Origin of the sequence: Corynebacterium pelargi, assembly GCF_014635485.1 — a bacterium.
GTDB classification, from domain to species: Bacteria; Actinomycetota; Actinomycetes; order Mycobacteriales; family Mycobacteriaceae; genus Corynebacterium; species Corynebacterium pelargi.
On the sequence record NZ_BMCX01000002.1, the window covers coordinates 475,633 to 495,207 of the forward strand.

The 19,575-nt window shown below is 58.5% G+C and carries 19 protein-coding genes; 14 read left to right on the plus strand and 5 right to left on the minus strand.

From position 1 onward, the window contains the following. Nucleotides 1-76 precede the first annotated feature (76 nt). The 3 genes from IEU99_RS05945 to IEU99_RS05955 all read right to left on the minus strand — a co-directional run bounded on the left by IEU99_RS05945 (nucleotide 77) and on the right by IEU99_RS05955 (nucleotide 3,623). A complete protein-coding gene (locus tag IEU99_RS05945; protein WP_128890321.1) occupies nucleotides 77-1,351 on the minus strand; it encodes an ABC transporter substrate-binding protein in 1,275 nt (424 codons plus the stop codon). Between the two features lie 101 nt (nucleotides 1,352-1,452). Further along, nucleotides 1,453-2,082, minus strand: coding sequence for a TIGR03089 family protein (locus tag IEU99_RS05950; protein WP_128890320.1), 630 nt, complete (start codon nucleotides 2,080-2,082; stop codon nucleotides 1,453-1,455). 11 nt (nucleotides 2,083-2,093) lie between these two features. After that, on the minus strand, nucleotides 2,094-3,623 hold the full coding sequence (locus IEU99_RS05955; RefSeq protein WP_128890319.1) for an LCP family protein: 1,530 nt from the start codon (nucleotides 3,621-3,623) through the stop codon (nucleotides 2,094-2,096). Nucleotides 3,624-3,776: 153 nt separating this feature from the next. Between IEU99_RS05955 and IEU99_RS05960 the strand changes: the two genes are divergently transcribed. From IEU99_RS05960 to IEU99_RS05970, 3 genes are all read left to right on the plus strand, one after another. Continuing rightward, nucleotides 3,777-4,652 carry a glycosyltransferase family 2 protein gene (locus IEU99_RS05960; protein ID WP_128890318.1) on the plus strand — a complete coding sequence of 292 codons (876 nt, stop codon included), beginning with the start codon at nucleotides 3,777-3,779 and terminating at the stop codon, nucleotides 4,650-4,652. Between the two features lie 215 nt (nucleotides 4,653-4,867). Then, a complete protein-coding gene (gene manB / locus IEU99_RS05965; RefSeq protein WP_128890317.1) occupies nucleotides 4,868-5,956 on the plus strand; it encodes a mannose-1-phosphate guanylyltransferase in 1,089 nt (362 codons plus the stop codon). A gap of 280 nt (nucleotides 5,957-6,236) precedes the next feature. Further along, complete coding sequence (locus tag IEU99_RS05970) at nucleotides 6,237-6,536, plus strand: WhiB family transcriptional regulator (protein ID WP_164470406.1); 300 nt, start codon at nucleotides 6,237-6,239, stop codon at nucleotides 6,534-6,536. Nucleotides 6,537-6,583: 47 nt separating this feature from the next. Here IEU99_RS05970 and IEU99_RS05975 read toward each other — a convergent pair whose 3' ends face one another. Beyond that, entirely contained in the window at nucleotides 6,584-7,048 is a 465-nt protein-coding gene (locus IEU99_RS05975; protein ID WP_188358296.1) for a metallopeptidase family protein, read from the minus strand. 130 nt (nucleotides 7,049-7,178) lie between these two features. Here IEU99_RS05975 and IEU99_RS05980 point away from each other — a divergent pair, with 130 nt between their 5' ends. From IEU99_RS05980 to manA, 4 genes are all read left to right on the plus strand, one after another. Continuing rightward, nucleotides 7,179-7,568, plus strand: a complete 390-nt coding sequence (locus IEU99_RS05980; protein WP_164931179.1) for a DUF3499 domain-containing protein — start codon at nucleotides 7,179-7,181, stop codon at nucleotides 7,566-7,568. A gap of 155 nt (nucleotides 7,569-7,723) precedes the next feature. Further along, complete coding sequence (locus tag IEU99_RS05985; RefSeq protein WP_128890314.1) at nucleotides 7,724-9,100, plus strand: phosphomannomutase/phosphoglucomutase; 1,377 nt, start codon at nucleotides 7,724-7,726, stop codon at nucleotides 9,098-9,100. A 16-nt stretch (nucleotides 9,101-9,116) separates the two neighbouring features. Next, complete coding sequence (locus IEU99_RS05990) at nucleotides 9,117-9,986, plus strand: hypothetical protein (protein WP_128890313.1); 870 nt, start codon at nucleotides 9,117-9,119, stop codon at nucleotides 9,984-9,986. A gap of 100 nt (nucleotides 9,987-10,086) precedes the next feature. Next, entirely contained in the window at nucleotides 10,087-11,247 is a 1,161-nt protein-coding gene (manA, locus tag IEU99_RS05995) for a mannose-6-phosphate isomerase, class I (RefSeq protein WP_128890312.1), read from the plus strand. A 94-nt stretch (nucleotides 11,248-11,341) separates the two neighbouring features. Here the strand turns inward: manA and IEU99_RS06000 are convergent, their stop codons facing one another. Continuing rightward, nucleotides 11,342-12,004, minus strand: coding sequence for a hypothetical protein (locus tag IEU99_RS06000; RefSeq protein WP_128890311.1), 663 nt, complete (start codon nucleotides 12,002-12,004; stop codon nucleotides 11,342-11,344). Nucleotides 12,005-12,208: 204 nt separating this feature from the next. On the opposite strand from IEU99_RS06000, the gene IEU99_RS06005 reads away from it, so the two are divergent. From IEU99_RS06005 to IEU99_RS06035, 7 genes are all read left to right on the plus strand, one after another. Next, nucleotides 12,209-12,559 (plus strand): DUF4259 domain-containing protein, encoded by a 351-nt coding sequence (locus IEU99_RS06005; protein WP_128890310.1) that lies wholly within the window; start codon nucleotides 12,209-12,211, stop codon nucleotides 12,557-12,559. Nucleotides 12,560-12,601: 42 nt separating this feature from the next. Next, nucleotides 12,602-14,029 (plus strand): adenosylhomocysteinase, encoded by a 1,428-nt coding sequence (ahcY, locus tag IEU99_RS06010; RefSeq protein WP_128890309.1) that lies wholly within the window; start codon nucleotides 12,602-12,604, stop codon nucleotides 14,027-14,029. Continuing rightward, entirely contained in the window at nucleotides 14,029-14,646 is a 618-nt protein-coding gene (locus tag IEU99_RS06015; RefSeq protein ID WP_128890308.1) for a dTMP kinase, read from the plus strand. The genes ahcY and IEU99_RS06015 overlap by 1 nt, the downstream gene beginning before the upstream one ends. A 157-nt stretch (nucleotides 14,647-14,803) precedes the next feature. Continuing rightward, entirely contained in the window at nucleotides 14,804-15,475 is a 672-nt protein-coding gene (mtrA, locus tag IEU99_RS06020; protein ID WP_128890307.1) for an MtrAB system response regulator MtrA, read from the plus strand. Beyond that, nucleotides 15,453-17,081, plus strand: coding sequence for an MtrAB system histidine kinase MtrB (gene mtrB, locus IEU99_RS06025; protein ID WP_229718400.1), 1,629 nt, complete (start codon nucleotides 15,453-15,455; stop codon nucleotides 17,079-17,081). The genes mtrA and mtrB overlap by 23 nt, the downstream gene beginning before the upstream one ends. Continuing rightward, nucleotides 17,078-18,802: an LpqB family beta-propeller domain-containing protein gene (locus tag IEU99_RS06030; RefSeq protein ID WP_128890306.1), complete on the plus strand. Its 1,725-nt coding sequence runs from the start codon at nucleotides 17,078-17,080 to the stop codon at nucleotides 18,800-18,802. Before mtrB ends, IEU99_RS06030 begins: the two co-directional genes overlap by 4 nt. 253 nt (nucleotides 18,803-19,055) lie before the next feature. After that, complete coding sequence (locus IEU99_RS06035) at nucleotides 19,056-19,559, plus strand: ComF family protein (protein ID WP_229718401.1); 504 nt, start codon at nucleotides 19,056-19,058, stop codon at nucleotides 19,557-19,559. The last annotated feature ends 16 nt before the right edge of the window (nucleotides 19,560-19,575 follow it).

Below are 19,575 nucleotides of genomic sequence, written 5' to 3' on the forward strand. Positions count from 1 at the left end.
GCAAAAAGGGAGTGTGAATGCTAGAAAGCAGCAAGCAGCGCACCTGCACTACGAGGCACAGGTGCGCATGCGTGGATTATTGTGCTGCGTTGGCGATCGCTGCCTGCATATCCTTGGCGGCGTCGTCTACAGACTTCTCATCTTTGAGTGCCGCGGTGGCGTTGTCTTGGATGGCCTTGGAAATGGCGGGGTAGAAGGGGCTGACTGGACGCGGCTTCGCGTTTTCCAGCGAGATCTTCAGCGCCGGCAGGTAGGGGTACTTCTCCACGTAGGATTCGTCATCGTACACAGAGGCCAGGACCGGCGGGAAGGATGCGTCCGCGAAAGACTTCTGGTTGTCTTCGTTCACAATGAACTTCATAAAGTCCAGTGCGGTTGCCTTGTGCTTGGAATTGACGTTGATGCCGTTGTTGTAGCCACCAAGGGTGGAGACACCGGTGCCGTCCTTGCCCACCAGCGGGGATACCTCGTACTTACCCTTGACTGCGGAGTTCTCGGCATCGGCAGTGGTGTACATGTACGGCCAGTTCACCGCCATAGCGGTCTCACCTGCCACGAAGGCCTGGTTGGTTTCCTCTTCCGTTGCGGCAATGGAGTTCTTGGCAATCACGCCATCCTTGTAGCCATCGACCATTGCCTGAATGCCGGCGCGGGATTGCTCGGAGTCCACACTAGGGGTGTCGCCGTCCATCACGTTGCCGCCCCAGCCGTGAATGAAGTCGATGGTATTAACGGCCAAGCCCTCATACTGGCTGAGCTGCAGGGTGAGGCAATCGACGTCCTTGTCCTCGATCTTGCCGCAGCTTTCTACCAGTTGCTGCCAGTTCTCGGGAGCCTCTGGCACGAATTCGGTGTTGCGATAGAGCAACTGGCCATTGGTATTTTGCGGCAGCGCATACAGCGTGCCGTTATAGGTAGCCGAGTCCACGGTGGACTGCAGCAGTGCTGAGGTATCGACGCTGAAGTCGCCTTCGAGGGGCACGATCCACTGGCGTGCGGCAAATTCTGCGGTCCAGGGCAGATCCAGCGCCATCACGTCATAGTCGTCGTTGCCAGCCTGTAGGGATTGCACCAGGGTTTCGCGTTGCTCATCGGCAGAGCCGGCGAGTTCTTTGAGGGTGACTTCCTCGTCGGGGTGCTCTTTATTCCACGCCTCGATCACGGGGATGATCTTGTCGGTGTCATTTTTGCCCATGGCAAAGGTGATCGGTCCGCGCTCCTGGCTATCGCTTGAGCTGGAAGCCGCCTGAGTATTCGACGAGTCGGAGTCGGAGGAGCAGCCGGCCAGAGCTGCGCCGGAGGCCAGCGCCAGGCAAGCAAGTGCGGCGCCGGTGCGGTTGAGGTGTTTCATGGCGAGGATCCCTTTCCTTTTGGTTTCCCCGTTCAAGCTAGTGACGCTGTACGCACCGCGTGGCAAAAATGGCGTCGATCACCCCATTTCGGGGTTGAGAGCTACGCCTCAATCCTGCGTTCTACCCGCTCGGCGCGAGCAATCTCATCCAGGCGTGTCTGGCTCACACCCCCAATCACCACCACCACGGAGCCCCCGGCGGCCATGGGCGCAAGCGCTTTGCGCATGCCCTCGATATTCTCCCAGCCTTCCACCAGCACACGTTCAGCCGCAGCTTCTGGGGTCCACGCATCGAGCCGTGGGCCCGGCTCGGGGAATACGTCCCCATACACGCGCACCGTCGGCCCGAAGTCGATGGCCCCCGGAGCAAGTGTGCCGCCGGTTTCTTCGATGCCGCGGCCAAAGGGATCGCGGCTGAGCAGCACAAGATCACCATCGAAATCTTCGGGTTCCTGCTCGGCAAATAACACCGCCTGATCCTGGCCATCATGCACGCTGACCTCGGCTGCAACGCAGCCAAGGGCGACCACTACGGCCTGCCAGCTACACGGCAGATCCATGGCTATGGCATCGCCAGGGCTAAGCTCTAATTCCTCGCGAAGCATATTGGCTACTTTTGCCGCCCAGTTATCGAGTGTTTGGGCGGAAAAGTCGAGGCGAGTATCGCCGTCGTAGATGCTCAGCCGAGGGGCGGCGGGGTCTTGGGCAAGTAAGTGTTCAAGCAGGCGCATAGGCGCCGATGCTAGTTCACGCAGCGCGGACCTTCGCCACCGGCATCAATTTCTGGGCCAACGATGGCTTCGCCGGCATCGGCACCAGGCTCGCCAACGGTGGAGGAAGCATCAGCATCTTGCTCATCTTCTGCCGCCGCTTCTTCCTGCGGACCTGCATAATCAAAGCCCACAATCACGGTCACAGCATCCTTTGGCTGCTCGCGATCTTCTTCTACCGGCAAGCCGAGCTTCTCGCTGAGTTCCTTGGCAACCTCATCGTCTTTATCGTGCGCCAGGATCACAGAATCGGTGCGGCTTTGTTCATTGCCGGTCTCTCCGATGCTCAAGCCTTGGGTGCGCACATATTGCGCCACGGTGCCAGCCAGGCCCTCGGTGGTGGTGGCGTTGTAGACGTTCACCTTCGACTTCGGTGCCTGCTCTTCTGAAGTGGCGCCATCGCCGAGCAGGGAATCGAAGAAGCCACGTACCTGGTCTTGGTTAATGGTGACCACGGATTCGCCATAGGTGCCGGTGCCGTCGATGGAGGTCACGGGGATGGTATTGAACCTCACGTTGCCGCCAGCAAGGTTTTGCAACTGGTTGGCAAAGCTCATGATGTCCCAGTCCTCATCAATCACCACGGAACGCTCGACGGCATTGGCCATATCGTTGAGCGCCTGGGGGTTGGTGAGCGTGCCGGTGGAAAGCACCTTATTGACCAACGAGGCCATAAAGGCCTGCTGGCGCACAATGCGGTCGAGGTCGCCGCGGGGAAGTCCGTGACGTTGGCGCACAAAGGCAAGGGCCTGGGCGCCGTTGAGGGTTTGCACACCGGCAGGGAAATCTGCTCCCGAGAATTCATCGGAGGTTGGCTCATTCAAACAGACCTCAACCCCGCCCACGGCGTCGGTAAGCAAAACGAAGCCCAACAGACCAACCTCGGCATAGTGATCGATCGTCACCCCGGAAAGGTCTGCGACCTCGCGGATCAAACCTTGGCGTCCGGCCTGGGTGGCCTGCTGTTCTACCGTGCGATCATCGGTGACGCCCTCTTCGAGCAACGACTGGCGCTTTTGATCCTTATAGGCCTTATACACGCCGTTGATCTTCATATCCCCGAATTCCTCATCATGGATATAGGTATCGCGGGGGATAGAGATGGCGGTGGCAGAGCTGCCGTCGTTGGGCACGCGGATCAGCATGATGGTGTCGGTGTTGTCATTTTGTTCATCACCGGCATGCAGCATCTCAATTTCTTCCGGCGTGAGGGCATTGCCCTGTGCGTCGCTACGAGAATCGGACCCCACCAACAAAATATCGGTGGCGCCATCGGCGGCCTCTTTGACGCCCTTGGCCTCACCGAGTGAAAGGTTGCCGGCAGAGGCGAGCGTGTTGCCGAGCTTGCCCACGGTGAAATAGCCGGCGCCAGATAGTGCTAAAACCAAAACGCTGAGCACAGCTAAGACGGTGCGCAGGCTGCGCGGACCTTGCTGGCCGCGTTTGCGCTCTAGCTGTGGTGCTGGCCGAATGTCGCGGTTTCGGCGCATGTTATTGCTCATGGTGATCCTTGGTGCCTCTGTGGGCGTGCATTAAGTACTCGGAAAAGCAGTGTAGGGCAGAGCGGGCCAGAAACTCATACCGCTTCGCTCAAGGCTTGGGCAAGGTCACAACTTTTACTCACCGCGCGGAGGCCTTGGGTAGGCTTTGCATCTGTGAATACTCCAGCCATTGCCGTGATCACCGTCACCTATTCCCCGGGTGAGCACCTTGACGCCTTCCTCGATTCTTTGGAGCAGGCAAGCACGCGACCAACGCTGTGCGTGTTGGCAGACAATGGTTCCACCGATGGCGCTCCAGAACGTGCCGCCGCTGCAAGAGAAAACGTCCACTTCGTGCCCACAGGCGGCAATATTGGCTACGGTGCGGGGATGAATGCCGGGGCGGCGTGGCTCAAAGGCCAGGACTTTAATATCGCCCCCGACTTCTTTATCATCGCCAACCCCGACGTGGTGTTTGACCCGGGCAGCATTGATGAGCTGATCGAATGCGCCCAACGCTGGCCAGAGGCAGCGGCTGTTGGCCCGTATATCCGCCAAGATGATGGCAGCGCCTACCCATCTGCGCGCGCACTGCCGAATATCCGCAACGGCATCGGCCATGCGATGCTAGGAACGATCTGGCCCTCAAACCCCTTTACCCAGGCGTATCGCGATGGCAACCGCATGGATCAAGAGCGCATCGCCGGTTGGCTTTCTGGATCCTGCTTGCTGCTGCGCTGGGATGCCTTCGAGCGCATCGGCGGCTTTGATGAGCGCTACTTCATGTACATGGAGGACGTGGACTTAGGCGATCGCCTGGCTCGCGCCGGGTACGACAATGTCTTTTGCCCCCAAGCGCAGATCACTCACGCGGTGGGTCATGCCGCGTCCAAAACGCCCGAATCGATGCTGCCTGCTCACCACGAATCTGCCTATCGCTATCAGGCGGATCGCCACCCGCACCTTTGGCAACTGCCCTTGCGCGTCTTGTTGCGGGTAGGTCTGCAGCTTCGGGCGAAGCTCGCAGTGATCCGTGCTCGGCGCAAGTAGTAGCGCTGCTGTTAGGGGGCTGTCGCTTTGGCCGGTAGGCGTGGCAGGGAAGGCGCAGGTTGAGCCCAATTACCCGCAAATGAGGTGGGGATGAAACGCCCGGCGTGAGCTATGCGATAGGAATTTTTCCGATCGTGTCACGGCACGCCCTGCTCGCTTTTCCAATGCTTCGGGTTATCGTTTGCTTCAACAGTGATTGTCGAAGGATGGATGACATGACGAAGCAGAGTCGAAGCGAAAACACCGATGCCGTCATTTTGGTTGGCGGCAAGGGGACGCGTCTGCGCCCCCTGACGGTGAACACGCCGAAGCCGATGCTGCCGACTGCCGGAGTGCCCTTTTTAAAGCACCTGCTTGCCCGCATTCAGGCCGCAGGTATTCGCCACGTGGTGCTCGGCACCTCATTTAAGGCTGAGGTATTCGAGGAATACTTCGGCAATGGTGAGGATATGGGCTTAGAAATCGAGTACGTGGTAGAAGAGCAGCCCCTTGGCACCGGCGGTGGTATCCGCAACGTGGCCGATAAGCTGCGCGCCGATACCGTCATGGTGTTTAACGGCGATGTGCTCGGCGGTGCTGAGCTTGGTCCCATTCTTGATGCCCACCACGCCCACGATGCCGACGTCACGCTGCATCTGGTGCGTGTGCCCGATCCCCGCGCTTTTGGTTGTGTGCCCACCGATGCCGATGGTCGCGTTCAGGCCTTCCTGGAAAAGACCGAGGATCCGCCAACCGATCAGATCAACGCCGGTTGCTATGTGTTTAAGCGTTCGGTGATCGAAGAGATCCCAAGTAATCGCGTGGTGTCCGTCGAGCGTGATACCTTCCCTTACCTGCTTGAACAGGGCCGTCGCGTCTATGGCCATGTAGATAACGCCTATTGGCGCGATATGGGCACCCCGGGGGATTTCGTTCGAGGTTCTTCCGATCTGGTCCGCGGTATTGCACCTTCGCCGTTGCTTGAAGGTAAGACCGGTGAGTCGCTTGTCGACGAATCCGCTGGGGTTCGTGATGGGGCGTTATTGCTTGGAGGCACTGTGATTGGCCGTGGCACCGAAGTTGGTGCCGGCTGCCGCTTGGATGACGTGGTGGTCTTTGATGGGGTGACCATTGAGCCGGGTGCGGTGATTGAAGATTCCATCATTGCTGCAGGTGCTCGCATTGGTGCCAATGCGCGTATTCGTGGCGCCGTGATTGGCGAGGGCGCCGTGGTGGGTGCTCGTTGCGAGTTGCTCGATGGCGTGCGCGTATGGCCGGGCGTGGAGTTGCCCGATTCGGGTGTGCGTTTTAGTTCGGATGCCTAAAGCGCACATGCCTCTTGTGAGGCGCTTCCAGGTGTGCCACTACATGTAGTGCCCCCGGTAGTTACCCCCGCACCTAGAGTGTTGTGACTGGTGTGACGAATGTGAAGAACTGCCTGCGCGTTCTTGATCAACACAAGAAAATTTCGCCTAAAAAGTTGCGGATATCTTGTGTTGGCGTGTTGAATCGCAGGTGTGTAATTCATTATTTCCTTTGATGGGCATTTGGCTCTCTAGGGAGATGTGAACAGTAAGAAGCCAGGAGCAACCAGAGGAAGGTGGCGTGGAATACATGGCTGATAACGCCGCACCTCGCTCTCGGACGGCAGTAGAGCTCACGCTTGACGAGCTATTCGGGGCGGTTGAGCAGGAGTGGCAAGAGCAGGCACTATGCGCTCAAACCGATCCTGAGGCATTCTTTCCAGAAAAGGGTGGCTCAACTCGCGAAGCCAAGCGCATTTGCAGCGCCTGCTCGGTTCGTGATGAATGCCTGGAATTTGCGCTCGAACACGACGAGCGCTTCGGTATCTGGGGTGGACTGTCCGAACGTGAGCGTCGTCGCCTAAAAAACCAGATCGCCTAAATCACGATCACACCCAAGCCCTCGGCTTTGAAAGCCGCGGGCTTGTTTTATGTCCAGCCCTCATCCTCGGAAAAATGCGGATCAATATCCTTCGGGCTGAGATTCAGATAGGTCGCCACCAGCGAGGTCAGCACCGAACGCAAGAGCGCATCGCGTTCCACAGCCCCGCTACTTCTTTGCTCAATGGGCATGCGAAACAGCACAATGCGCGCCCTTGTGGGGCGGCCCTGCTGATCAATGCCGGCGGGAATGACGCGCCCAAGCGGCACAATGCCATCGGCGGTGATTTCCTCAGGAATCAAGGAAGCCTCAGTGTTGATGCGCATGCGCGGAATGGTGTCCACCGCAATATCTAGATGGCTTAATTGCTCACGCCAACGATCGTGGATGGGCGCATAGGCACGGAGTACGGCGGCGTCGAAAAGCTCCCTGCGCGTGCGAAAACGAGGCACCGCGGTGGGGAGCAAGGGGCCACGAACCCCTCGGCCATGACGATCTTTGGACGCGCGCATCATAGGCGTTGATGCTAATGCTCAACAGCGCCTCGGCGTTGGCACCTCGCCGTGGGTGCTTCCACGCAAAAAGGGGGTGGGATCCCAGCGGGCTACAAAAACCTCAAGTAGAGGTCTAGACTCTGTGGGCGTGAATCACTTTCGCCGATGCTCCCGACCAGGCTGCGGTAAGCCAGCCGTTGCAACGCTGACCTATGCCTACGCGCAATCCACCGCCGTTGTAGGTCCGCTGGCTACGAGCAGCGACCCACATAGCTGGGATCTTTGCGAACACCACGCTTCGAAAATCACCGCACCACTTGGCTGGGAACTGCTGCGCGTAGACGCCCTCGAAGAAGACGACGAAGACCTCACCGCCCTGGCCGAGGCAGTACGCCAAGCCGGACGCTCCAGCATCGAACAGCCACAACTCGGCCAAAGTGAAGATATTGGCAGGAATCATCCAGTGCATCGCGCGCAAAGAAAAGCCACCCGTCGCGCGCATCTCCAGGTGGTGCACGATGCCGATAAGGAGCAATAAGTAGCCCATCGGCTGCCAAATATGGCCACATAGTTATTCGGCCAAATGCTTCCAAGGGAGTAGGGTGTTTCGGGTAGTTGGCGTACGCAGCAACTGCTACGCCCAAGCACCAACGGTGCTTGTAGAGGTTTGTTCCGAAAGGTAGGCACCCGCCCATGCGCTCTCGCGAAGCCGTCACCAGCGTGATCAAGGCATATGACGTCCGCGGCGTTGTAGGAAAAGACATCGACGCTGAGTTCATCCAAGAAATCGGACAAGCCTTCGGTGCGCTCATGCGAGAAGAAGGTGCCACCCGCGTCGCCGTCGGCCACGATATGCGCCCCTCCTCACCGGAGCTCTCCCAGGCCTTCGCCCAAGGCCTCACCGCCCAAGGCATCGACGTCCTCGCCCTCGGGCTGACTTCCACCGACCAGCTCTACTTCGCCTCCGGCGAATTCGACTGTCCCGGTGCCATGTTCACCGCCTCCCACAACCCGGCCGAATACAACGGCATCAAGCTCTGCCGCTCGGGCGCACGCCCGGTAGGCCAAGCTAGCGGCCTGGCCCAAATCGTAGACATGCTGGTAGAAGGCGTACCAAGCTACGAAGGCAGCCAAGGCAACGTCACCGAACACGACACGCTCGCAGCCTATGGCGAATTCCTGCGCGGCCTGGTGGATCTCAGCGGAATCCGCCACCTTAAAGTGGCCGTGGATGCCGCCAATGGCATGGCAGGACACACCGTGCCGGAGGTATTCAAAGGCCTCAATATCGAGGTAGAGCCACTCTACTTTGAGCTCGACGGCACCTTCCCCAACCACGAAGCCAACCCGCTGGATCCTAAAAACCTCAAAGATCTCCAAGCATTCACCCCCAAGGTTGGTGCCGATATCGGCCTTGCCTTCGATGGTGATGCAGACCGCTGCTTCGTTGTAGACGAGCTCGGCCAACCGGTGAGCCCCTCGGCAATCTGTGCGATTGTGGCAGAGCGCTATCTGCAAGAAAACCCAGGCGCGACCATCATCCACAACCTGATTACCTCCAAGACCGTGCCGGAAATCATCGCCGAGCACGGTGGCACCGCAGTGCGCACCCGCGTTGGGCACTCATTTATCAAAGCGCAGATGGCAGAACACCAGGCCGTCTTTGGTGGCGAGCATTCCGCGCACTACTACTTCAAGGAATTCTTCAACGCCGACTCCGGCATCCTGGCCGCCCTGCACGTACTCGCCGCACTCGGCCAGCAAGAACGCCCGCTCTCCGAGCTCATGGCCAGCTACACCCGCTACGCCGCATCGGGAGAGATCAACTCCAAGCTGGAATCTGCCGAGCAGCAGCAAGAGCGCGCCCAGGCAGTGATCGACGCATTCCGCGATCGCGCCGCCTCTATTGATGAACTCGACGGCTTTAGCGTGGAACTTGCCGATTCGCCGGCATGGTTCAATGTGCGCGCTTCCAACACCGAGCCACTACTGCGACTCAACGTGGAGGCCCCTACCGAGGAAGAGGTTGCTTCCTTGGTAGAAGAAGTCTTGGCCATCATCCGCGCCTGATGGTTGCCTAATGGTTATGGCGGAGCATATCGATCCAGCCCAGGCGTATTTCGATATCGCCCACGAAGGTGCACAGCTACGTGCAGTAGCCGACGCCGTGCCCTGGGAACAGGTTCTTGGCGATACGCCAAGGAGCATCATCGTGCTCGCTGGCGATGAGATCAGCTATAGGGCTGCCCAAGCCGTGCTGGCGATTAGCCAACCCCTGGCAACGCCAGTGGTGATCACCCAATCGCTGCCCACATATGTGGGCGCATTGGATGTGGTGCTGTTGCTTAGCGAGGCTGGGGCGCACGATGGCCTGGCTCAAGCCGCAAGCGTGTGCCACGCACGAGGCACCAGCACCATCGCTGCCGTGGGCAGAGGTCCATTACGCGAGGATCTGCCCAGCAGTACGTATGTGATTGATCCTTTGCCAATGCACGAAGGCCCTTCGCCGGCGCGTGCTGGCGCGGCCTTGCTGGCGCTGCTTGTGGCGCAACCGAAGCGACGCTTATACGCCATTGCCGAGCGCGTCGATGAAGAACTGCTTCGCTGTGCTCCTGACCGAGAAACGCTAAACCCGGCTCGTGATATTGCCCAAAAAGCAGGCTTTGCGCTGCATGTGGCAAGCGATGCCGAATCGGTTGAATTGTGTGCGCTTATAGCTTGCATGTTCAACCAACACGCCAAGCTCAGCGGCAGCTTAGATGGGCGAGCATTAGGAGCGTTCTACCAGGCACAGCCACCGCGCGACCCCTTCCACGACCCTGTGATTGATGGGCCGCTGCCGCCAGAACCGACGGTGATCCGTTGGGGAGTCGCTGAGCTGGCAGAAGCTGAGGGCGATCGCGCCACGGCCTTATTTACACTCATGGCTCGCGCATTCGCGGCTACTATGTATTAGTTCAAGCCAGATCGGCAAACATCGTTGCCACTGGCACCATTGCCAATAGATGCATGATCGGTGGATCTATTGCCAATACACCACGGAGGTTTCCAGCTAGATGAAGAAGTTGATCCCGAGCACCCAAGCATATTCCTGGGGCTCAAGGACTCTGATTCAAGGTATGCGTGGCGAGGAAGCAAGCACGAAACCGCTAGCTGAGCTTTGGTACGGCGCACATCCCGCGGCCCCGGCCACCGCCGAGGACATCCGCCTCGACCAGGTGATTGCCGATGACCCCGAAGCTACCTTGGGTGCCACCGTGGCCCAGCGCTACGAACGCACCCTGCCCTTCTTGCTCAAGCTGCTTGCAGCCGATCAACCGCTGAGCCTGCAGGCGCACCCATCCCTAGAACAAGCCCGCGAAGGGTTCGCGCGCGAGAATGCCCAAGGCATTGATATCCACGCCCACGAGCGCAACTACCGCGACGATAACCACAAGCCAGAGCTGCTCGTGGCCCTGAGTGAGTTCCACGCCATGGCAGGTTTTCGCCCCTTGGACAAGACCAGGGAACTCTTTGCTGCCTTGGAGTGCGAAGAACTCGACCACTACGCCTTGTTAATTTCCGAGGAGGGCGAAGAAGAAAACAACCTCCGCGCGCTGTTTACCACCTGGATCACTATCCCCTCGGCTGCCCGTGCCGAGTTGATCGACGCCGTAGTAACAGCAGCCCAGCAAGCCCGCGATCATGTGGAACCCTGGATGCAGCTCGTGCTTGATCACGTCATCGATCTGCAGCAACGCCACCCCGGTGATATCGGGGTGCTGGGAGCACTACTGCTCAACCACCTGTGCCTCAAACCAGGCGAGGCCATCTACCTGGATGCCGGCAACCTCCACGCCTATATCTCCGGCCTCGGGGTCGAGATCATGGCCAACTCGGACAATGTGCTGCGCGGCGGGCTCACCCCGAAGTACGTCGATATTCCCGAACTAGTACACGTGCTGCGCTTTGACACCCTGGCTGATCCGGTAGTGGAGCCCGTGGATGGGCGCTATAAGGTGCCGAGCGAGGAATTTGCACTGCGCAAGCTGCAGATCGATGGCACCTACGAGCTTGAACACGCAGGCCCTGCGATCGTGCTGTGTACCAAGGGCAGCGTGCGAGCCGCGGAGATCACCCTTGAGCCCACCGAGGCCTTGTGGGTGGATGCCCAAGATGCCCAGGTTCGCCTCGAAGGTGAAGCTGAGGTCTTTATCGCCACGGTTGGCGCGGCCTAGCTCGACATTGCTTGCTTAAGGGGGCTGGTTGTTCGGGGGCAGCCGGCCCGGCGCCTAGTTGGTTTAGGCCTAGCTGGCCTCGTGTGCTTGGAGCCTAGCGCTGCGTTTCGCTCGGTGCGGAGGTCTGGGACCTCGATTCAGCACCGCGCTTCGATTCTGATTGAGCGCCTGGCTGCTTGGGCTCTTGAGACTTTTGAGCCTGGGATTTCGGAGCCATGGATTTAGGCTGTTGCTTCAAGCCCATCTTCTCTGCCCAGTCCATGATGGCTTCAATGGACATGGGATCTTCACCATTGGCAGGATCGCCAGGCAGGTCAGTGGGCAGCTCACCGGCAATACCGGGCACGTCCGGCACCAAGGGGGTGACCGGTTCAATCACCGGGCTGGTTGGCGCAGTCTCGGTGCTAGGAGAGGGCATAGGAGCGGAAGGCTCCGGGGTCGTTGCCTGGGCCGGCAAGTGTGCGTTCGGCGGCAAGAGCGGGTCGTTGCGATCCACATAAGGCTGCGAACGCTCCACCGCTACGGCAGTTTGGGGTGCCGGAACGGCAGTTTTTGTAGGTTCGCTGCTGATTTTGGTGCTTTTCGACGCCGCCGTACTGCGTTCACCAGTGCTTGCAGCAGGAGAAATGCCGGCAGTTTCCTCTGGAGTTGAGGAGTTCCACGCCGGATCAATCTTCCACACTCCAAACCCCACGGCAGCAGCAAGCATCACGCCGGCTCCCAGCGTGCTGGCAATGGTCTTTGAAGTGTGCTTCATACGCCGCTACCTGTACTAATAAAGGTTTGATAACAATTTGATCACAGACGCTATCACAAAAGATAAGGGTTGCAAAGAACACACTGAACCGCCCCACAGGCCAGGAGCACGAAAATGCACTATGAATGGAAGTAGATCCCGCAGTTGAAGGCCCCGATGCCATGGGGCAATGCGCTCAGCACACGTGAAGAAAGGAGCTCCATCGTGAGTGGATGGGAAGCCGAGGTCTTTGAAGTAGAAAGCAATATCGATCTGCTTGACGAGCTCGCAGATCTCGATAGCGAGTCCATCGTCGAAGAAGTATCCGACTTGGTACGCATCGCCGCCGAACAAGGAGCCCAGGGCGAAGAACAAGACAATGCACAGCTTGCGGCAACGCTGCTCGCTATCTGGGCGGGCGCACCGTTTAGCGACCGCGAACTCGCCCAGGACTATCCCTTTATTCTTGGCCTGCGTGGCAGGGGAGAAGAAGATATTAGGGAAATCGCCGCAGGCCTACTTGAGCAGGTAGAAAGCGATGAAGACCTCGATGGCTATATTGAGGCTCTAAGCTAGAGCAGAAAACATCGCATCCCATAGACAAAGGAAACCAAGGTTTTGACTGACTACCGCATCCGTGACATTCACCTGGCCGATGCTGGCCGCCACCAGATTCGTCTCGCCGAACACGAGATGCCGGGGCTGATGCAACTGCGCGAAATGTACCGCGAAGAGCAGCCCCTGAAGGGCGCACGCATCGCCGGATCGATCCATATGACGGTACAAACTGCTGTGTTGATCGAAACCCTCGTCGCCCTTGGCGCAGAGGTGCGCTGGGCATCCTGCAATATCTTCTCCACCCAAGACGAAGCGGCAGCCGCCGTGGTGGTGGGCAAAGGTACTCCCGAAGATCCCCAGGGTGTTCCCGTATTCGCCTGGAAGGGCGAAACCCTTGAAGAGTATTGGGATTGCGTCAATGAAATCTTCTCCTGGGGCGATCGCCTGCCCAATATGATCCTCGACGACGGCGGCGACGCCACCATGGCCGTGATCCGCGGCCGCGAGTATGAACAGGCCGGTGTAGTACCACCGAATGATGAGCAGGATTCCGATGAAGCTCAGGCCTTCAAGGCCATGCTGCGTCGAGTGCTTGAAAGCGAGCCTGGCAAGTGGGGCAAGATCGCCGAGTCGGTCAAGGGCGTGACGGAAGAAACCACCACTGGTGTGCACCGCCTCTACCACTTCGCAGAAGCCGGCGAGCTGCCTTTCCCCGCCATGAACGTCAATGACGCGGTGACCAAGTCGAAGTTCGACAATAAATACGGCACCCGCCACTCCCTGCTCGATGGCATCAACCGCGCAACCGACGCCCTCATGGGCGGCAAGAGCGTGCTGATCTGCGGCTATGGCGACGTGGGCAAGGGCTGCGCCGAGGCCATGGACGGCCAAGGTGCTCGCGTGAAGGTCACTGAGGCTGACCCCATTAACGCCCTGCAGGCACTCATGGATGGCTTCCCCGTCGTGCACGTCGACGACGCCATCGCCGATGCCGATATCGTGATCACCGCGACCGGTAACCGCGACATCATCTCCTTCGAGCAGATGCTCAAGATGAAAGATCACGCCATTTTGGGCAATATCGGACACTTCGACAACGAGATCGACGTTGCCTCTTTGCTGCACCGTGACGATGTCACCCGTGTGAATATCAAGCCGCAGGTCGATGAATTCACCTTGCCCAATGGCCGCAGCATCATCCTGCTTTCGGAAGGTCGCCTGCTCAACCTCGGCAACGCCACCGGCCACCCGAGCTTTGTCATGTCCACCTCCTTTGCAGACCAAACCCTGGCGCAAATCGAGCTCTTTAATAACGACGGCTCCTACGTCAATGAGGTCTACCGCCTGCCCAAGGTGCTTGACGAGTTGGTCGCGCGCATCCACGTCGAGGCCCTCGGCGGAACCATCACCGAGCTCACCAAGGAGCAGGCAGAATACATCGGTGTGGACGTCGCAGGCCCCTATAAGCCGGAGCACTACCGCTACTAATGATTGTTGCGATTGAGGGAATCGACGGCGCGGGCAAAAACACCCTCGTTCAAGCCCTGCGCGAACAGGTCGATGCCGAATACCTGGCATTTCCGCGCTATGAAGATTCCGTGCATGCAAAGCTCGCCCAGGCAGCCCTCTATGGGCGCATGGGCGATCTCAGCGACTCGATTTATGGCATGGCCACGCTTTTTGCACTCGATCGCCTTGGCGCACGAGAGCAACTCGAACAAGCAGCACAAAGCTCAGAGATCCTATTGCTGGATCGCTACGTGGCGTCCAATGCCGCCTACTCCGTGGCGCGTGCTCAAGATCCAAGCCTTGCCCAGTGGGTAGCGGATTTGGAATTCGGGCAGTTCGAGCTACCGCGTCCAACGCTGCAAGTACTGCTTGGCACCGATGTTGATTTGGCAGCGCAGCGCGCTGCGGCGCGGGAGATCCACGATGCAAGCCGAGTGCGCGATCAGTACGAATCCGATTCCGGGCTCCAGCTTCGCACCGCCGAGGCCTATGCCAACCTGGCACAACAGCAGTGGTTCTCGCCGTGGATGGTGGTGGATCCTGCTCAGCAACCAAGCGCGGTGGCCACAGCAGTGCTGCAAGCATTGGGCCAATAAAGCTCACAACCCAGCCTGTTGTAGCGGGAGCACTCATTGGCATCGCGCATAGCAGCGATTGCAAAACAGTGACAGTGTGTTTTGCCTGGCATGTGCGCACGGTAGGCTAAGAGGGTCTGAGCAACGCAGAAAAGAAGAAAGGGTGGCCGTTAAATCCATGCCCCCAAAAATCCTCGTCGTCGATGATGATCCTGGCATCTCTGAGATGCTGACCTTGGTGCTCCAGGCCGAGGGCTATCAAACGGTAGCTGTATCCGATGGTGCCCAAGCCGTGCCGGTATTTCAGCGCGAGCAGCCGGACTTGGTGCTGCTCGACTTGATGCTGCCAGGGGTCAATGGCATCGACATCTGCCGTATGATCCGTCGGGAATCCTCGGTGCCCATTGTCATGCTCACCGCAAAGACGGACACCGTCGATGTGGTGCTTGGCCTTGAATCGGGCGCCGATGACTATATTTCCAAGCCTTTCAAGCACAAAGAACTCATCGCTCGTATGCGTGCGCGCTTGCGTCGAAGCGAAGACGAGCACCACGATGTGTTAGAAGCAGGGGATTTGCGCATCGACGTCCCCGGCCACCAGGTCACCCGCAATGGTGAGGAAATTCAGCTCACCCCGCTCGAATTCCAACTGCTCGTGGAGCTGGCTTCGCGCCCAGGCCAAGTATTTAGCCGAGAAGAACTGCTGCAGAAGGTGTGGGGATACCGCAACCCCGCCGATACTCGCCTGGTCAACGTCCACGTGCAGCGTCTTCGTTCCAAGATTGAAAAAGACCCAGATAATCCGCAGATCGTCTTAACTATCCGCGGTGTGGGTTACAAGATCGGCTAAGGAGCACAAGGCCATTTCTGGGCTGATTCACCGAGTACGCCACGCACTAGTAGAGCGCTGGCAAACCAGCGTTCAATACCGCGTGTTGGGCACGATTATTCTTGCCTCCGCTTTTGTGCTGCTTATTTTGGCCATGTTCGTTACCAACTTCCTGGTTGGTCGGTTCATGGACGCCAAAGAAGAAATCGCGGCACAAGAGATCGACCGCGCGCGTGTGGCCGTGGAGGAACAAATCGCTGCCACGGGTGCATCAAGCCCCTTGGATGTTCGACTCAAAACTGCCCGTGCCGCCATTGTCTCGCGGGCGGTAGAAGGCCAGGAGCAGGCCGTCTACGAGCCGGTGATCTTGGTCAATGATCCAGGCGGTGAGGTGATCTCCGCCCCCGAGGGCTACCGCATCCCTGAGCGTTTGCGCAGCTTTGTCGCCCAGGGGCAGGTAGCAAGCCAATACGCCACGATCAGAAGAAGCGACGATTCCAGCTACAAGGCCTTAATCATCGGCACACCGACCGACGCCGAGGTGCCCAACCTCCAGGTGTATCTGGTGATGTCGATGGAAAACGACGAGGCCACATTGGCCATGCTGCGCGGTTCCTTCGCAGGTGCGGCCATCTTGTTGATTGTGCTCTTCGTGATCATCGTCTGGGTGGCCACCAATCAGCTCATTACCCCGGTGCGCTCAGCCAGCCGCATTGCGGAACGTTTCGCCGATGGGCATCTGCGAGAAAGAATGGTCGTCGATGGCCGAGACGAAATAGCGCGCCTTGCCATGAGCTTTAACTCCATGGCCGATAGCCTGTCTAAGAAGATTCAGCAGCTCGAAGAATACGGCAATTTCCAGCGTCAATTTACCTCCGATGTCTCCCATGAGCTGCGCACACCTTTGACCACGGTGCGTTTGGCCGCCGATATGATCAACTCCGAATCGGAGGAGTTTGCACCGCACACCAAGCGTGCCTCCCAGTTGCTTGTTCAGCAGCTCGATCTCTTTGAAGACCTGCTCAATGATTTGCTGGAGATTTCGCGTTACGACGCCGGCGCTACGGAACTTTCACCGACCCAACTCGATATGCGCGAATGCATCCACTCTGCCTGGGATCAGGTACGCGCCCTGGCCAAGGAACTCGGTGTGCAAGTCACCTTCGTGCCAGAAGACGATCCGTTGCCAATGGTGGGCGACGCCCGGCGTATCGAGAGAATTCTGCGCAACCTCTTTGCCAACGCTGTGGACCACTCGGAAGGTAACCCAGTGGAAATCCGTACCGCCATGAGCGCGGATGCCATTGCCGTGACTGTGACTGACCATGGCGTTGGTTTGAAACCGGAACAAGAAGAGCTCGTCTTCGAACGTTTTTGGCGCGCAGATCCCTCGCGCGAACGCCACTCCGGCGGCACCGGTTTGGGCCTTGCCATCGCGCTCGAAGATGCCCACCTGCACGGCGGCACCATTGAAGCTCGCGGCAATATCGGCGTGGGTTCCACCTTCAGGGTGCTGCTGCCTCGCACACCGGGTGGCGAGATCAACCAACCTCCCTTGCCGCTGCATGCGCCTGAGAGCAAGGAACGCCCCAGCGAGGGCATTAACCTCAGCGAGGAGGATCAATGATGAAGCGAATTCCGATGCTCTGCGTAGCTACTGCTGCCGCCATGGCGCTGAGTGCGTGTATTTCTGTGCCTTCAGAAACTGATCCGCAGGCGATTAGGAGTTTTGAACAAGAACAACCCTCTAGCTTTGAAGGGCCAAAAGAAGGCGAAGCACCAGACCTTTTGCTTCGTGATTTCTATAGCGCCAATGCTTTAGCCGAACAGCAATACCGGGCGGCGAAAAGCTATATGAGCAAAGAAAAAGCCGAGTCGTGGGCGCCAAGGCCAGACATTCTCGTGCTTGATCGCATCGATGTGAATTCCGCACCCCAAGACGATGAAGAGCCGGGGCGCACCTATGAGGTCACCGGCACTATCGTCGGTGAGGTAAGCAAAGCGGGAGCCTATCAGCCCCGCAAGATGCCGTTTAGGCAAAACGTTCGGCTTGAAGAAATTGATGGTGAGTGGCGCATCGTCGACCTGCCAAATCAAATCATGGTGGAGCGCAATGCGTTTCGTAACCACTACACCATGCGCAATGTTTATTTCTTTGATCCCAGTGGCAGCCGTTTAGTAGCAGATCAACGATGGATCTATAACCGAACGGGCTCGCTCGACTCAGCACTGCTGTCACTGCTCATTGAAGGCCCCTCCGAGTGGCTTGCCCCCGGCGTCATGGATGAGCTGCCAGCGGATGCCACCTACGCCGGTAGGCGCGAGGGTGTGTATGAATTTAGTGGCCTGACTAATCTCAGCTCAGACGCGATGCGCAGGCTTGCGGCCAGTATCGTCTGGACCTTGGGCATGGCAGAAATCGGCGGCCCCTACCACCTGGCATTTGATGGCAATCCGGTGCGCTCCAGAGACACCGAGGATCCCGACCTCACCGTGGATAATTTCGCCGAATACAACCCCCAGGCCACCGGCAACAGCTTCGATACTGCCTACGCGCTACTCGGTGGCCAATTGGTCAATATCAATGGCGGCAGAATCAACCCGGTAAATAAGCCGATTGGTGAAATTGACGCTATTGAATCCATCAGCATCTCCGGCAAGAGCGATGCTGTTGGTGTGGTGCGAAGCTTTGGCCAGGGCGATGATCGTGAATCTGAGCTGCTGATCGGCACCATGAATACGCCTTTAGAAAGTAAGCTTCGCGCGCGAACCCTGACCAAGCCCACCTTTGAGCCAACGGCGTCCTCGCTGTGGACTGTGATTGATGGGCAAAAGATCGCCCGCGTGGCGCGTTCGAGCGATAATGGCGAAATCGTCCAAACTGAAGTTGATTCGGAGTCTTTGGGCGAGCACAGCGATATCTCGGTGTTGCAGCTTTCTCATGCCGGATCCAGGGTTGCCATCGTGATGAACGGCAAGGTCTATGTGGGCGTGGTGGCTAGGCCGAACGTTGGTGAACGCAAAGTGACCAACGTGATCGATCTTCTGCCTGGTTTTGAAGACACGATCATCTCCTTGGACTGGCAAGCAGATGGCACCCTATTGATCGGTACCGCCAACCCAGAAGCACCAGTGTGGATCGCAGCCCCAGACGGATCAAGTGCCACACCGCTGCCCGGAGCCAACCTTGATGCTCCGGTGGTGTCGGTGACGTCTAATAGCTCCACGATCTTCGCCACCGATGCCAGAGCGACGATGCAGATTCCGAAGGATCTGCAGGAGGCGAATTTCTGGCGCGAGGTGGCCGGCATCGAAGGCGTGCGCGCACCTGTGGTGGTTCCGAACTAGTACTGCCTTCCTCTTGCAGGTGCCACTGAGTGGCCTTAACCTCAAACTGAGCTTGGGTGCCGATGGGGTATCGGCACCGTGGCAAGCACGTTCGATGCCTGTGGGGGTGGGGGTTATGAATATCCGAGGTGTGCGCGCAGCGTTGTTGGCACTGGGGGAGTTGTGCCTGCCGCGGTGCTGCGCAGGATGTGCGGCACCTGGGGTGTCCTTGTGCGCGCAATGCAAACAGCACCTCAGGCACCCACCGCAGCGGGTGAGCACCAGGGTGTTACAGCATGTGCCGGTGTATTCCCTCGGTGCCTACGGTGGTGTGCGTTGCGCGATGATCCTTGGCATGAAAGAGCGCGGGCGTATGGATATGTGCGCGGTATTCGGTGCGGTGCTGGCTGCTGCGGTTGGCACCTTGGAGGCTCAAGGGCGCGTGCCCGAGGGGGTGTGTTTGGTGCCTGCTCCAACCACCGCGAGCAATGAGCGAGCAAGGGGTGGGGATCCGGTATTTCTTTCCTGCAAGGCCAGTGGTATTCCAAGTGCGCAACTGCTGAGGCACACCAAGACGGTGCGTGATTCCGCCGGGTTAAGCGCTGTGCAAAGAAGAATAAATATTTCCGGTGCTGTGCAGCTTTTGGGCACCGTTGATGCGCCGGTGCTGCTGGTAGATGACGTGATTACCACCGGTGCAACCCTGTCTACTTCCGTGGCCGTGCTGCAAAGCGCAGGGGTAAAAGTATCTGCCTGCCTGGGGTTTTCTCATGCTTGAAGGTGGTGGGCCTTTT

Coding starts and splice junctions, on each gene's coding strand:
- IEU99_RS05945 (WP_128890321.1), bottom strand. CDS start 1,351: ATGAAACACCTCAACCGCACCGGCGCCGCACTTGCTTGCCTGGCGCTG.
- IEU99_RS05950 (WP_128890320.1), bottom strand. CDS start 2,082: ATGCGCCTGCTTGAACACTTACTTGCCCAAGACCCCGCCGCCCCTCGG.
- IEU99_RS05955 (WP_128890319.1), bottom strand. CDS start 3,623: ATGAGCAATAACATGCGCCGAAACCGCGACATTCGGCCAGCACCACAG.
- manB (WP_128890317.1), top strand. CDS start 4,868: ATGACGAAGCAGAGTCGAAGCGAAAACACCGATGCCGTCATTTTGGTT.
- IEU99_RS05975 (WP_188358296.1), bottom strand. CDS start 7,048: ATGCGCGCGTCCAAAGATCGTCATGGCCGAGGGGTTCGTGGCCCCTTG.
- IEU99_RS05985 (WP_128890314.1), top strand. CDS start 7,724: ATGCGCTCTCGCGAAGCCGTCACCAGCGTGATCAAGGCATATGACGTC.
- IEU99_RS05990 (WP_128890313.1), top strand. CDS start 9,117: ATGGCGGAGCATATCGATCCAGCCCAGGCGTATTTCGATATCGCCCAC.
- manA (WP_128890312.1), top strand. CDS start 10,087: ATGAAGAAGTTGATCCCGAGCACCCAAGCATATTCCTGGGGCTCAAGG.
- IEU99_RS06000 (WP_128890311.1), bottom strand. CDS start 12,004: ATGAAGCACACTTCAAAGACCATTGCCAGCACGCTGGGAGCCGGCGTG.
- IEU99_RS06015 (WP_128890308.1), top strand. CDS start 14,029: ATGATTGTTGCGATTGAGGGAATCGACGGCGCGGGCAAAAACACCCTC.
- mtrA (WP_128890307.1), top strand. CDS start 14,804: ATGCCCCCAAAAATCCTCGTCGTCGATGATGATCCTGGCATCTCTGAG.
- IEU99_RS06030 (WP_128890306.1), top strand. CDS start 17,078: ATGATGAAGCGAATTCCGATGCTCTGCGTAGCTACTGCTGCCGCCATG.